General features: G+C 47.9%; 10 protein-coding genes and 1 tRNA gene. All 11 read left to right on the top strand.

The features are described 5' to 3' along the window. The first annotated feature begins 1 nt into the window (after nucleotide 1). The 11 genes from QVE43_RS03870 (at nucleotide 2) to QVE43_RS03920 (ending at nucleotide 14,525) form a co-directional block, all read left to right on the top strand. Entirely contained in the window at nucleotides 2-3,238 is a 3,237-nt protein-coding gene (locus QVE43_RS03870; RefSeq protein WP_288004434.1) for a methyl-accepting chemotaxis protein, read from the top strand. A gap of 177 nt (nucleotides 3,239-3,415) precedes the next feature. Then, nucleotides 3,416-5,800 (top strand): methyl-accepting chemotaxis protein, encoded by a 2,385-nt coding sequence (locus QVE43_RS03875; RefSeq protein WP_288004436.1) that lies wholly within the window; start codon nucleotides 3,416-3,418, stop codon nucleotides 5,798-5,800. Between the two features lie 45 nt (nucleotides 5,801-5,845). Then, entirely contained in the window at nucleotides 5,846-6,364 is a 519-nt protein-coding gene (locus QVE43_RS03880; protein ID WP_038032890.1) for a chemotaxis protein CheW, read from the top strand. 59 nt (nucleotides 6,365-6,423) lie between these two features. Then, nucleotides 6,424-6,783 carry a response regulator gene (locus QVE43_RS03885; RefSeq protein WP_038032889.1) on the top strand — a complete coding sequence of 120 codons (360 nt, stop codon included), beginning with the start codon at nucleotides 6,424-6,426 and terminating at the stop codon, nucleotides 6,781-6,783. Nucleotides 6,784-6,802: 19 nt separating this feature from the next. Then, complete coding sequence (gene cheB / locus QVE43_RS03890; protein WP_288004437.1) at nucleotides 6,803-7,840, top strand: chemotaxis-specific protein-glutamate methyltransferase CheB; 1,038 nt, start codon at nucleotides 6,803-6,805, stop codon at nucleotides 7,838-7,840. A gap of 28 nt (nucleotides 7,841-7,868) precedes the next feature. Further along, complete coding sequence (locus QVE43_RS03895; protein ID WP_288004438.1) at nucleotides 7,869-9,662, top strand: chemotaxis protein CheA; 1,794 nt, start codon at nucleotides 7,869-7,871, stop codon at nucleotides 9,660-9,662. A gap of 4 nt (nucleotides 9,663-9,666) precedes the next feature. Further along, the gene (locus QVE43_RS03900; RefSeq protein ID WP_288004439.1) at nucleotides 9,667-10,317 is read left to right on the top strand and encodes a chemotaxis protein CheC; all 651 of its coding nucleotides are present in this window, start codon (nucleotides 9,667-9,669) and stop codon (nucleotides 10,315-10,317) included. Nucleotides 10,318-10,389: 72 nt separating this feature from the next. Continuing rightward, on the top strand, nucleotides 10,390-12,699 hold the full coding sequence (locus QVE43_RS03905) for a PAS domain S-box protein (RefSeq protein WP_288004440.1): 2,310 nt from the start codon (nucleotides 10,390-10,392) through the stop codon (nucleotides 12,697-12,699). A 13-nt stretch (nucleotides 12,700-12,712) separates the two neighbouring features. Further along, a complete protein-coding gene (locus tag QVE43_RS03910) occupies nucleotides 12,713-13,528 on the top strand; it encodes a protein-glutamate O-methyltransferase CheR (RefSeq protein WP_288004442.1) in 816 nt (271 codons plus the stop codon). Nucleotides 13,529-13,581: 53 nt separating this feature from the next. Beyond that, nucleotides 13,582-14,397 carry a M48 family metalloprotease gene (locus QVE43_RS03915; protein ID WP_038032882.1) on the top strand — a complete coding sequence of 272 codons (816 nt, stop codon included), beginning with the start codon at nucleotides 13,582-13,584 and terminating at the stop codon, nucleotides 14,395-14,397. A 39-nt stretch (nucleotides 14,398-14,436) separates the two neighbouring features. Further along, nucleotides 14,437-14,525 (top strand) — tRNA-Ser (locus tag QVE43_RS03920).

Consider the following 14,525-nt stretch of genomic DNA (forward strand, 5'->3'; position numbering starts at 1 on the left):
TATGGCATCAGGAAAAGAAATTAAACGTGACCGCTTGATTCCTTCCAAACGGAAAAACAACACGCCGCCTGCAGGCGAACAAGCCGATTGCAGCTTATGGCAACTCATTGCAGAGAATTCGTTGGAAGGAATTCTTGTCTTCGATCAAGAAGGAAAGCTTGTTTTTAAAAATGCTACAATAGATGATTTTTTACAAGGGAAAAATATTAGCGCCGAACAATTCTTACAATTGCTGGGGGGCAATTACAGTTCCATTGCCGACTTCTACCAGAAATTTCAAGCCCCACTACGCACCGGTATGGAGTATGACCTGCACCTTGGCAACACACTTCACAGCGTAATCCTGCGCGGTTCCTATCTGGAAAGCCAAGGCAGCTATATTTTTCATATCCGTGATGCCCAAGAGCGCAAACAGCTTGAAGAAAGCTTATTGAAGCTGCGCGAAGATATGCGGGCAGCCTTCAAGGTTGCCAAAATGGCTACCTGGTTTTTCGATACGGAAAAACAAGAAATGCAGCTGAGCGACGGTGTTTTCGACATGCTGCGCACCGACGCACGCGAACAACAAGGATACCGGCTGCCCCTTCAACAGTGGCTGGATAAGTTCGTACACACAGACTACCACCAAGCCTTCCGGGAGCATATAGAGGATGCCATAGCCAAAAAATCAAAAAAGAAATCCAGCACCCTCACTTTCAAAGCCATACGGCAAGGGGGCGACAGCATGTATCTGAGTTCTACGCTTTCCCCTTCTCAAACCAAGCAAGGCAAGGTAATACAACTGCGCGGCGTCTTTCAGGATGTTACGGCACGCGAGCGCATGAACAGTGCCCTGCGCGAAAAGAACAAAGAGCTGCAGCAACGCGAAGAGCAGTTGCAGCAAAACATAGAAGAACTCAAGACCACACAAGAAGTGCTGGCAAGCAAGCAGCTGGAACTGGAGAGACAAAACGACTTGCTCAAGCAAAAGGAGGAAGTGCTCAAGAAAGCCCTTGCCAAAGCCAAAGAGCAAGAGAAAGAGTTGGCACGTCAGCGTGCCCACTTCGAAGCCCTCTTCAACAGCACCGATGACTCTATTACACTATTAGACAGGGAGTACCGTGTCATTTTGATGAATGATGCAATAAAAAAACGCTACAGAGGCACCCCTTACGAAGGCATGCAAGAAGGCACTTGTGTACTTGACTTTTTGGGCGAACATAAAGACGAATGGAAAAACTACTACGACCGTGCCCTGCAAGGCGAGCGCCTGCAGTTCATCATGGAAAGTATTGTAGAGGGGAACAAGCACTACCGTGAGTATCACATCAACCCCATTTACCAGGACAAAGAAATCATCGGTGTGTCTGTCTTTTCGCGCGATGTAACCGACCGCTTCCGCCAAGAGGCTGAAATCAAGCGGCTGCTGCAAGAAAGCCAGGAAAAAGCAGAACTACTACAAGCCCAAGAAGAAGAGCTGCGCCAAAACATAGAGGAACTTACGGCTGTGCGCGAGAAAGAGGCTGAGCTGTACAAAGAGCTGGAACGCTCGCAGTCCGAAATGCAATCACAGCTGAATGCCATCAACCAAAGCAGTATTTTCGTTACTTTCGATTTGAATGGAAAAATCGTAGATGCCAACCCGCTGTTTCTTCGCATCACCGGCTATACCATAGAAGAGCTGCGCCACACCTCCTACTTCGATTTGATTCCCTTCGAGGAAGAGAAAAAAGCCTTTATGGAGCTGTGGCAGCAGGTAAAGTCGGGGCGTGCCATATCCAAAAAAGTAAAGCGGCAAGCTAAAAACGGCAAAGTTCTGTGGATTGATGCCAGCTATGCGCCTGTGTACGATGAAAAAGGCGAAGTGGCCAAAATCATCAAGATAGGCAAAGACATCACCGGCTTCCAAGAAGCTCTGCTGGCTACCCAAAACTTCCTGACTGCCATCAGCCAAGGGAACTTAAATGTCAACTTTGAGCTCAACCTCGACGAGCTGGACGACGAGCTGCAAAAAATGGCTCAAGCCAACCTCAACCTTCAACGCACCCTTTCCAATATATTGGCAGAGGTAGGACGCGTGATGCGTCTTGCCGGTCACGAAGGCAAACTCAACGAGCGGCTTCAAACCGAAAGCCTGCAAGGCGTATGGCTCGAATTAGCCAACAACATCAACTACCTGCTCGACAGCATCAGCCGGCCGGTAATCGAAATCAAAGAAGTGCTCAAACAAGTAGCCGAAGGGAAGCTGAACGTACAGTACAGTGGCGATGCCAAAGGTGTGTTGGCAGAAATGGCCGACTCATTGAATGCCGCCATTCGCAACACATATGACCTCATAAAAAACATACAAATGCACACTTTGGTCATTGAGGGCTCTTCCATAGACATGCTCGACAAAGCCACACGCATGAAACAACAGCTGGAGTCCACCACCGGCGCCATCACACAAATGTCAGAAGGTGCCGAAGACCAAGTGCGCCGTACCGATGAGGTCTCTAAGCTTATAGAAAACATCTTGTCTTCTGCCAATCAGATGCGCGCCAAAGCAGAGCTCATCAACCGGGTAGCACAAACCGGGCAAGAAAACTGCAACCAAGGCATTGCCGTCATCAATACCTTGGTCAAAAATATGGAAGCCATCAACACCTCGGCAGACCAAACGGCCATGACCATAGAAACACTCACCCAACGCTCCGAAGAAATATCAAAGACGCTGCGCGTCATCACCGATATCGCTTTTCAAACCAACCTGCTGGCGCTCAATGCGGCCATTGAAGCGGCGCGTGCCGGCGAAGCAGGACGTGGATTCGCCGTAGTGGCAGAGGAAATACGCAAGCTGGCCGAGCAGTCCAAGCAGTCAGCCGATGACATAGAAGACGTCGTACGCAAAGTGCAAAAAGATACTCTGGCTGCCACCGAAGCCATAGAAAGCATGCGCGACAATGTAAAGGCAGGGATAAAGTCCACGGAAGAAGCCTCACATGCCTTTAGCCAAATCAATGAATCGAGCCGCGAAACACTTGGCCTTGCCGCCGAGATAGTGGAGGCTACCCGCCGGCAAGAAGAAGACCTGCATGTAGTGGTGCGCAACATAGAAAAAATAGTGGTCGTATCGGAAGAAACAGCCGCAGGCACCCAAGAGGTAGCCCGTGCCAGCTTGCAACTCAACCGTCAAATGGAAGAGGTAGCCAAAACCGGGGATCGCTTACAAACCATTTCTATTAAGTTGAAAGAGAATGCACAAAAGTTTCAACTATAAATACTTTTAGCAGAAAAAATGCATAAAAACAGGGATGTTTCTTCGAAGCCTCCCTGTTTTTTTCTTAGCTTAAGACAAACAAAGCCGCTTGACTTTTTACACCTAAATATTACACGAAACCCGGCCGCCATAACATATTTTATAAATTGTAGTTCAAACCTAAAATATCCGGCTCTTATGAAACGCACTATCTCTGACAGCTCCACCACCATCGACTTAAAGGCACACTGCGAAGCCATCTTTGATGCCCTGCCTGCTCCTGTTCTTATCACTACCCCCCAAGGACATATTATACACAAAAACAGCGCAGCCGAATCCCTGCTCAAAGGAATCAAGCAAGAGAACATAGAGTCGCTGCTTCCTTTCTTTGAAGAAGGCGAAAAAAGCATCCGGGAACTTAGTGAAGCACTCCAAAACAAGCAATTGCGCCTGCCCGGGCAAGGTTCGCCCCTGCCCTTTCGCATACAAATAAAATCCATAGACATTGAAAATCAAGGCTATAAACTGGTTATCCTTTACGATATTACACCCGAAATTAAAGCACAGCAAGAGCTGGAAGAGCGTAATTTAGCCCTGACTGCCCAAGAGGAAGAGTTGCGGCAAAACCTGGAAGAGCTGCAAGCAACTCAAGACATACTGGTGCAGAAGCAAAAAGAGCTGGAGGCTGCCAAAAAACGTATGGAAGCCAATGAAAAAGTGCTTTTAAAAGCTTTAGAAAAAAGCAAAAGACAAGCCGAAGAGCTAAAAGTCAAAAATCAGGAGCTGCAAGCCCGGGACGAAGAAATGCGGCAAGCCATGGAGGAGCTGCAAACCCTGCGCGAGCAGGAAATACAACTGCGTGAAGCACTGGAAGTATCACAAGCCGAGTTGGAAGCACAATTACGCGCCATCAATGCAGGTAATGTATTTGTGGAATTCGACCTGCAAGGCAATATTTTGTTTGTAAACGAGGTGTATCAACAGCTCAGCGGCTACAGTGCCGACGAGCTGCAAGGGGGCAAGTACCAAGAGCAGTTGTCGGAAGAAGAGCGTGCCGCCATCATGCAAAACCTGCAAAGAGTCATCCGGGGCGAATCGGTTCGTTTGAAAGCCCGCCGCCGCCGCAAAGACGGCAGCCACTTCTGGGTAGAAGCCATTTACTCACCGGTATATAATAAAAACGGGGAAATTATTCGCATCATAGCCATCGGGCGGGATATTACGGCCTTCCAGGAGGCGCTCATGGAAACCAGCCGCTTCTTGTCTGAGTTGAGTGCCGGTAACTTGGATGCTCAATTCAAACTCGACGTAAGCGACATAGAGGCGGAGCTGCGCGATATGGTGGAAGCCAACCTGCACCTGCAGCGAACCCTGCGCAACATACTGGCAAACATTACCGAAGTAGTCACACAAGCCGGCGAGGCAGGTAATCTGCAAGCCCGCCTGTCACTGAACGGACTGCAAGGCGTATGGCACACCCTTGCCCAGAGCATCAACCAATTGCTTGATAATATCAGCAACCCCATTTTACAGATTAAAGAGCTGCTTCATAGTGTGGCTGAAGGCAAACTGAGCATACGCTACGAAGAAAACCTGCGCGGCACCATGCAAGAGATGACCCAAGCATTGAATACCGCCATACAAAACATAGCCCACCTCATTCGAAACATACAAAAGCAGGCAGGTAATATAGACCAGGCAGCGGCTGACATGCTGCTGAAAGCCGAGCGCACACAACAAGCCCTGACAGCTACGGTTAGCGCCATAGCGCAAATGTCAGAAGGTGCCGAAGACCAAGTGCGCCGTACAGACGAGGCATCCAAGCTGCTGGAACAAACCTATAACGATTCCAATGAAATAGGCAAAAAAGCCGAACTCATTCACGAATCTGCCAAAAAAGGCGAACAAGATTGTGTCAATGGTATTAAAACCATCGGTCGCCTGACCCAAAGCATGGAAGCCATCAATAATTCGGCAGACCAGACTGCTCAAACCATTGATATTCTGAACAACAGCTCGGAAGAAATCACCAAGACCCTGCGCGTCATTACCGATATAGCGTCACAAACCAACCTGTTGGCGCTCAATGCAGCCATTGAAGCTGCACGCGCCGGTGACGCAGGGCGTGGCTTCGCCGTCGTAGCAGAAGAAATACGCAAGCTGGCCGAGCAATCCAAGCAGTCGGCCGATGATATTGAGAGTGTAATCAAAAAAGTACAAAAAGATACCCAGGCAGCTACCAAAGCCATCTCACAAATGAAAGGGAATGTACAAAGCGGTATAGCTTCCACCCAAGAAGTGGAGCAAGTCTTTCATGAGATTAAGGAATCGAGCAGCCGCACCCTCGCCTTGGCAGGTGCTATTTTGGAAGATACCCGTAAGCAAAGACAAAGCCTCGACTCTGTGGTGCGCAACATCGAAAAAATAGTGGTGGTATCGGAAGAAACAGCCGCAGGCACCAAAGAAATAGCGCATTCATCTACTACCTTGCGCGAACAGATGAGCGAAATTGCCGAAACAGGCAATAAACTCAAGCAAGTGGCACAAGAACTAAAAGAGAATGTAGGTTTGTTCCGCATTTAAAAACAATACAAACATCATTTATCCGGACTTTAATCATCATGCACCATGGAAAACCAACAGCCACTCCAAGCAGACGCCGGCATGCCCGAAGAGAACCACCAACGGTTACAACTCATTTGTTTGCAGGTGGGCAAAGAGTATTATGCCCTTCCCATCGAGCAAGTCAAAGAGATAGTGCCGCTTAGTCATATTACACCGGTTCCGCTGACCCGCCCTTTCGTTCTGGGCGTCACCAATATACGTGGCAATATCATACCGGTTATTCAGGCGGAACTATTATTTGATACGCCCCCGGCTGAGCGTAGTGATGCAGACCAACACAAACAGTTTGTTATAGTCATCGATGGCAAAAACTACCTTTTGGGCGTTTTGGTACACCGCCTGCCGGAAACATTAAATGTCAAAGAAAAAGATGTTGACCGCTCACCGCATATCATACAAAGCGAAGTGGGCGAGCAAAGCTATATTAAAGGCATCATACGCCAGCCCAAGCGCATGATTGTTTTACTCGACTTCTACCAGCTCGTAGAATCCGAACTGATGGACCAAATGGTCATTGACTAAGTCTTTTAAAGTTTTTTATATTTGAAAAGAATACTAACTCATTTAAACTGCATACACTTATGAGCAAAAAAGTATTGGTCGTAGATGACTCTTTGTACATGCGCACATTGATAAAAGATGCGCTCACCAGCATAGGCTATGAAGTACTGGGCATGGCTGCCAATGGCGAGTCGGCAATAGATATGGCATTTGAACTACAGCCCGACCTCATCACGCTCGACAACATATTACCTGACATGTTGGGGCTTGATGTGCTCAAAACTTTGCGTTCCGAAGGGCTCACAGCCAAAATCATCATGATTAGTGCCGTAGGGCAAGAAGCCGTCGTGGAGGAAGCCATGAAAAACGGTGCCAACGAATATATCATCAAGCCATTTACCACCGAACAACTGGTAGAAGTAGTGCAAAAAGTAATGTAAAAAGCTAAACCAACCCTCAATGCCTCCTGTCAAGGTATTAGTAGCAGACGACTCCGGTTTCATGCGCCTTATTTTGCAAGACATACTGCAGCAAAACAACCAAATAGAGGTTGTTGGCACTGCCCACCATGGCAAGGAGGCATTTGAGAAAACTTGTGCGCTTAAGCCGGATGTAGTGTTGCTGGATTTGATGATGCCCGAGTATGATGGTTTATATGCCATAGAGCATATCAACGCCCACTGCCCCACCCCCATTGTTGTGCTAAGTGGCGCAAGTAGCGAGCAGATGGAGCATATTATCTTGGCACTTGAAAAGGGCGCTTATGATTTCATACTAAAACCCAATGCCGGCATCAACGCCAAAATACGCCAATTGGCACCTGAAATCACCCATAAGATTATACAGGCAACCCAAGCCAAGCGTTCGGTGCTTGGCGGCTTGCCCGTTAAACGAAAGAATACTCATCCGCACACCTTCGACCACGTAAACTACGAAATAGTATTGATTGGGGCATCTACGGGCGGCACTACTGCCATAGAGCAAATATTGCTTCAACTGCCCTCCAACTTCCCCGTGCCGGTCATCATTGCTCAACACATGCCCCATTCTTTTATAGAATCTTTTGCACGCAGGCTGCAGCAGCTCACCGAGCTGAAAGTAACCATGGCCGCCGAAGGCATGGCACTGCTTTCACAAAGCATCTATATCTTACCGGGCAATTGTAATATGGTACTCATGCAAGACAGCCTCAAGCAGATACGCTTCAAAAAAAGCGAACAGCAGTTTGAGGCATACAATCACCCTTCCATCGATGCACTTTTCTTCAGCGCCGCTTCACTCTATCATCACAAAGCCATTGCGGTGCTGTTGAGCGGCATGGGGCGCGATGGTGCCGCCGGCATGGAAGCGCTCATGAAACAAGGCGCCTATACCATCGCACAAGACGAGCAAACGGCCACTATTTTTGGCATGCCCAAAGAAGCCATCGAGCGCGGCGCCGTGAAAAAGATATTGCCCATTTATGAAATAGCTCCCTTTATAGTGAGCTGTCTGTAATCTATAAAACCAAACTTTGCATGCTACCATGAAAGATGATGAATTAAGAGAGATATTTTTCACCGAAGCGCAGGAGCAATACGATGAACTAAACCGCTTGTTTGTTGAACTGGAACAAAACAAACAAGACAAACAGATTATTGACAGCTTATTTCGCCTGCTGCATACACTCAAGGCAAATGCCGGCGGCATGGGCTTTGAACAGCTTGCCCAATTTGCCCATATTCTCGAGGACGTATTCGGTGAAATAAAAAAAGGACACCTCCACATCAACAGTGAGCTATTCAATACGCTCTTCCGCGCCAACGACGTGCTGGGGGCTATGATTCAGCACCTCAAGGACCCGGAACACCACGAAGCACCTAAATATAGAGGCATCAAAACCAAACTGGAAGTACTGGTGCGCAAAGCCCGGGCACAGGCAACGCCCCCGTCAGAAGAAACGCCTGCAAGCGACGAAACGCAACCGGCGCGGGAAGCAGCCCCCCCGGCTACCGGTATCCCTTCAAAAGAAAAAGAGAGCCGCAGCCCTTTGAAAATAGAAGATGAAGCGACTGCCGTTGCTACCGAAGAACAGCTGCATTTGTCTGACAGCATACACGTGCCTGTAAAAAAGCTTGATAACCTATTGAACTTGGTAGGCGAGCTTATCATAGAAAAAGACCGCATCATCAACCTCTATGAACAGTTGACTGCCCAGCGCAAAGGCTACAACACCGAAATGACCCACATTCAACGGCTGACCAATGAGCTTCAGCATGCAGTCATGAGCATCCGTCTGGTGCAGGTGGGGACACTGTTCAAGAAGTTTCACCGTATTGTGCGGGATGTAGCCAACGAAGAAGGCAAGCATGTGCGGCTTGTGCTCAAAGGCATGGAAAACGAAATAGACCGCAACATTCTACAAATCATCAGCGAGTCGCTGGTGCATTTGGTCAGAAATGCCATCAGCCATGGCATTGAAACCGAAGATGAGCGCGTCAAGCAGCGCAAACCGGGGCAAGGCACCATCACGCTCTCTGCCGAAACGGTCAAAGAAGAGGTGCGCATACAAGTAAGCGACGACGGCAGGGGCATAGATGTAGAGAAAATCAAGCAAAAAGCCTTGCAAAAGGGGCTTATTTCGCCCGAAGAGGCCAAGCGTATGCCGCCCGAGCAGCTCATTCAGCTTATTTTCCTGCCCGGTTTCTCCAGCGCCGATACCGTCACTAAAATATCGGGGCGTGGTGTGGGCATGGACGTGGTCAAGCGTGCCATTGAGCGCGTGGGCGGACAAATAGATATTGAATCCACCTTAGGCAAAGGCACTACTTTCACCCTCATACTTCCCTTATCTATGGCAGTAAAAAGCACCCTTCTGTTTCAACTCGACGATATCACCTACGCCATTCCTTTGGCTTATACTTCCGCCGTAAGCACTTTCCGCAAAAGCGACATTCACTATGTGCGCAACGGACTGGCAGCCAACTTTTTGGGCAAGAGCATTTCCGTTGTTTTTCTCAAAGACATCTTCTCTCTGAAATCCATTCAAAACCCGGACAAGCAGTTTATTGTCAAAAGCTTTGAAGAAACCCCGGATGACGCTCTTTTCCCCACCATTATCATCAACTACGACCAAAAAGAAATAGGTATCATTGTTGACCGGCTGCTTCAACAAAAAGAAATTGTGGAAAAACCCTTGGGCACTTTGTTGAAAGATGCCTACTTTGTAAGCGGTGCTACCATCTTAGGCACCGGCGAAGTATGTTTGGTACTGGACGTGCCCGGCATCATGCATTTTTTGTTCAAACAAATCCGCTCTTATCAAAACTCAAACGCTTAAAACTATGGTACAACTCACACCTTATGAATTCGATATTACCCGCGAACTGTTCAGCATTGCTTTAGCCAATGCCGCCGATGCCTTCTCGAAATACGCGGGCGAAAAGGTCATGATAAAAGATTATAGCATCGAAATATTCGATAAAGAACAACAAGACGAAACCATCAAGCGCCTGCAAGACGAATATTTTTATACACTCACTACAGAAATCAAAGGCGCCCTTCACGGAAAAACATATTTGCTCTTTCAACATGAAGAAATAAAAAAAGTATTTCAAATTTTTGCCCAACCGCCGGTAAGCATCGTAGAAAAAGAAGGCGAAATCACAGATATTCAAAAAGACATTTTACTGGAGCTGGACAACATCATATCGGCTGCCGTGGTTACGCAAGTGGCCAATTTCACCGACCTGTTTATTTATGGCGATATTCCGCGCTTCAGCTACCTGCCTGCCCAACAACTGAGCGAGCAGTTCAAGGCAGACTTTGCCACCTTCGGCCATGTGCTCAACATACGCACCCAATTGCAAAGCTACAATACCAACCTCAACCCTCTATTTATTTGCTTCATGGACGACGACTTTCTCAATACCATGAAGCAGATGATCAAAGCCAAGGGAAACAATATTTTACAGAAACGGCTCAAACGGCGCTAAAAAACCAAATATTTGCATAGCCGCCATAAAAACTCTATCTTTCAATAAAAGAAAGCGACGATATCAATACCTATGAGCCAGAGAAATACCTCCTCGCTAAGTAGCATCATCCTGATAGGGCTGGCAACTACAGCCCTATTGCTTATCCTGTATGTGTGGCTTAGCCCTGCTTGGTCCGTGTGGCTGCTTACCGCCCTTCTTGCTTTCATGGCATTGGCGGGGCTTGCTTTACACCAAACGTTGCGTCAAAAAGTTTTTAAGCCACTAAAAAAAATCAAACTATTCTTCTCTGCCAACAGCATCGATACCGAAATACCTGTTGAAGAGTTTGACGACAGCGACATACAGGTAAAGGAGCTGGTGAAGGAGCTGCAAAAAATTTCGGAATCCAGAAAAGAAGCGGCCCGTTTTATAGAAGCCATCGGTCAAGGCAACTATGACGTATCCATGGAAGGGCTGCAGGTATCCGAAGGTATTGGGCAGGCGTTGATTCGCATGCGTGACCAGCTGAAACAACTCAACGAAGAGCGCGAACGCCGAACCTGGGCTGTCAGTGGCTTGGCTGAGTTCAACAACCTGTTACGTGAGCATCAAAACGATAAGATTGAAGACCTCGCCTTCGCTTTCTTACATAAACTGGTAGAGTATGTGCAGGCGCATCAAGGGGCTGTGCATCTCATACAAGAAGAAGCCGACCCGCCTTATATCAGCACCGTAGCTGCTTATGCCTTTCAAAGAAGAAAGTATTTGCAAAAGCGCTTCGAGCTCAAAGAAGGGCTGGTGGGGCGCTGTGTACTCGAAAACGATTTGATTTACATAGACGACATCCCCGAAAACTATCCCAAAATCGTTTCCGGATTAAGCGAGGGCAAGCCCAAATGCATTGTTCTTTCGCCCATTCGTCATAATGATCGTGTATATGGCGTAGTTGAAATTGCCTCTTTGCGCCCCCTCCCACCCCATGTGCGGCAGTTCATAGAGGATGTAAGCCAAACCTTTGGCTCCAGCGTTGCCAATGCACTCAATAAAGCACGTACTGAACGGCTACTGCGGCAATATGAGCAAACAGCCAAAGAACTGCAAGAGAAAGAAGCTACTTTGATGCGCAATACGGCAGAGTTGGAACGTACCAAGCGCATTCTTGAAGAAAAGATGCAAGAAGTGGAGCGTGAATCCATGCTCACGAACTCTATTCTAAATGCGGTAAACAAAACCAACTCCATGTTGGAGCTGGACCTCGAAGGTAGAATTACCGACGTCAACGATATTTATACCAGCCTTACGGGCTATAGCAAAGAAGAGCTTATAGGCAAGGCCGAAAACATGCTGTTGCCGCCCGACGAGCGCGACAGCTTGCGTTATACCATGATGTGGGAAGCCGTAAAAGCCGGCTCTTATATATCAGGCGAATTCCGGCGAATTGCCAAAAATGGCAAGGAACTATGGCTTTCTGCCACTTACAGCCCTATCTTTGACGTAAACAACCAAGTATATAAGATTGTGCAATTCGGGCAGTTTACCACCGAGCAAAAAGAGCGGGAGCAAGAGTATGACAGTAAAATCAAAGCTATAGACGAGGCAGTGGCACTTGTTGAAATAGGAAAAGACGGCGTGCTGCTGCGTGCCAATCCCCGTTTTATGCAGGAGTTTGGCTTCCAAAGTCGCATGGAAGTGCGCCGCACCCGCTTTGCCGGCCTCTTGGACTTACAAGACGTGGACGACTTCAATGAGATATGGCAACAAATACTGCAAGGAACCCCCGCTCATTATATTTATCGATTGTATACACGCACCGGTGACTTGCGTTATTACCGGTGTAGTTTTAGCCCTGTAAAAAACCTGAATGGCGAGGTTTACAAAGTGGTTGCCATCCTGGCAGACGTAACCGAACTGCAAAAGCTGCGCCAACAACTGCAACAAAACCTCAAAGAAGAGCGCCGGCAAAATGTGTTGATGAACATGCAAATGACTACCACAGAAGACTTTGCAGAGCAGTTGGCGCAAATGCTGCTCGAAAACAGCAACAACATAGAAAAAGAGTTCAGCAACAAGAGTGTGCCGGTGGTGCGCATCAACCGCCTGGGCGAAATACTCTCTGCCAACATCATGGCTACACGTCTGTTGGGCTACGACGCACGGCAGCTGCAACACAAACCCATTCAGAAATTCCTGCAGTTTCACTCGCAAGTAGAGCAAGATTACTTCCGGGCAAAAATAAACATGCCGGAAATGGCACAGTTGAAGCTCTCGGTGCGGCTCGATGAATATAATGCGCCCACTTTCAATGTGATATTGGTGCCGCAATATCCGCACCCCAACAACCCACAAGAGTTTGACATGGTCATGCTATTCGTAGCTATAGAACCGGTAGATATGCTTTAAAAACAAGGCTTGCATGCTGAAAGAAGAAGAAGTAGAGGCCATCATAGAAGCTATTTATCAGCGTTACCGGCTGGATTTCAGCAATTACGAGCGCAGCTCTTTACGGCGGCGTTTAAGCAAAGCCATGCATACGTTCAAGCTGAACGGTGCCGTGGACCTGTGGCGTAAGATGCTTTACGAGCCGCATTTCATCCACGACCTCATCGATGCCATCGCCGTCAACTTGACTGAACCTTTTCGTAACGCTGACCTGTGGAAGTTTTTACGGCGCAAAATCCTTCCTTTGCTTTTCGACAAGCAACAAATTCACATCTGGCATGCCGGATGCGCCACAGGCGAAGAAGTGTATTCTTTCATGATTCTGCTTAAAGAAATGAATCTCTTGCAGAAATCCCATATCCTCGCTACCGACATCAACCCCAAAGCGCTTGAAATAGCTCAACAGGGCAAATACAGCATCAAAGCATCCGAACAGTTTCAGCAAAACTATTTTATTGCCGGGGGCATCCATGATATTCGCCGCTACTGTAGCCTGTCAGAAAAACATATTGTTTTCGACAAGATACAACAGGAAGCAGCCCGTTTGGAATTTCGCCAACATAATCTCATACAAGACCCTGTCGAAGGCCGGTTCGATATCATCTTTTGCCGTAACGTATTCATTTACTTCGACCCGGTACTCAAGATGCGCGTGTTAAAAACATTTTACGAGCACAGCAGCCCCGAAAGCCTGCTTATCATGGGCTACTACGACAGTCTGCCCCAAAACCATGAGGACTACTTCGAATTGCTCTACCCCAAGCATAAAATTTATATTCGAAAGGAATAATATTTGCGAAAAAGCAAGATAAGCGAAAACTTAAAATCAAAACTGAAAACGCTATGCCTACAATTCGTCGCTATGTTTTACGCAGCACCTTATTGCTTTTGGTGCTTTTCAGCTTCAACAGCTGTAAAAAAGGGAACCCCATTTTATTCTCTCTTCAGGATGAAATACAGCTGGGGCAGCAAGTGCGGGATGAGGTACTCAGTAACCCGCAGGAATACGGCGAAGTGCTTGACCGCTCGCAATACCCGCAAGCCTATGCCTATCTCGACAATCTGGTAAACAGCATTCTGGCTTCGCCCGATGTGCGCTACAAAGACGAGTTTGCCTGGGAAGTGCGCATCATACACAAGCCGGGTGTATTGAATGCCTTTGCCACGCCGGGCGGCTATATCTTTGTTTATGTGGACCTTATCAAATATTTGGATTCTGCCGACCAACTGGCCGGTGTCTTGGGACACGAAATTGCTCACTCCGACCGGCGCCACAGTGCCCGCAACCTCGAACGCGTATATGGCGTAGCCATCTTATTGGATATCGTATTGGGAAGCGGCGGTTCACAACTCACACAAATTACCAAACAGCTGGCATTGGGCTTGGCAGGGCTAAGCTTCAGCCGCGATATGGAACGCGAAGCCGATGAGTATTCGGTTATCTACCTCAACAGCACCTCCTACCAGTGCGATGGTGCTGCTGGCTTCTTTGAAAAACTTCAGGCAGAGGGCAAATGCGGCGGTCTTACCTGGACCAGCACCCACCCTGACCCCTGCGAGCGTGTGCAAAATATCAATGATAAGGCGGCGGCTCTATCTTGCGACAACCGTCCGGCAACCATCTCTTCTTATCAGGATTTCAAAAATTCCCTGCCATAGGTATTGTAAGTTCAAAAGGCATCTATTACCTTTGCAGGTGGAGACGTGCCGGAGTGGTCGAACGGGCTTGACTCGAAATCAAGTGTACCCTCTAACGGGTACCGAGGGTTCGAATCCCTCCGTCTCCG

The organism is Thermonema sp. (assembly GCF_026003375.1).
Taxonomy (GTDB): domain Bacteria; phylum Bacteroidota; class Bacteroidia; order Cytophagales; family Thermonemataceae; genus Thermonema; species Thermonema rossianum.

Excerpts from the sequence above, each read along its gene's own strand:
- QVE43_RS03885 (WP_038032889.1), top strand. The coding sequence starts at position 6,424 with ATGAGCAAAAAAGTATTGGTCGTAGATGACTCTTTGTACATGCGCACA.
- cheB (WP_288004437.1), top strand. The coding sequence starts at position 6,803 with ATGCCTCCTGTCAAGGTATTAGTAGCAGACGACTCCGGTTTCATGCGC.
- QVE43_RS03905 (WP_288004440.1), top strand. The coding sequence starts at position 10,390 with ATGAGCCAGAGAAATACCTCCTCGCTAAGTAGCATCATCCTGATAGGG.
- QVE43_RS03895 (WP_288004438.1), top strand. The coding sequence starts at position 7,869 with ATGAAAGATGATGAATTAAGAGAGATATTTTTCACCGAAGCGCAGGAG.
- QVE43_RS03880 (WP_038032890.1), top strand. The coding sequence starts at position 5,846 with ATGGAAAACCAACAGCCACTCCAAGCAGACGCCGGCATGCCCGAAGAG.
- QVE43_RS03915 (WP_038032882.1), top strand. The coding sequence starts at position 13,582 with ATGCCTACAATTCGTCGCTATGTTTTACGCAGCACCTTATTGCTTTTG.
- QVE43_RS03870 (WP_288004434.1), top strand. The coding sequence starts at position 2 with ATGGCATCAGGAAAAGAAATTAAACGTGACCGCTTGATTCCTTCCAAA.
- QVE43_RS03910 (WP_288004442.1), top strand. The coding sequence starts at position 12,713 with ATGCTGAAAGAAGAAGAAGTAGAGGCCATCATAGAAGCTATTTATCAG.
- QVE43_RS03875 (WP_288004436.1), top strand. The coding sequence starts at position 3,416 with ATGAAACGCACTATCTCTGACAGCTCCACCACCATCGACTTAAAGGCA.
- QVE43_RS03900 (WP_288004439.1), top strand. The coding sequence starts at position 9,667 with ATGGTACAACTCACACCTTATGAATTCGATATTACCCGCGAACTGTTC.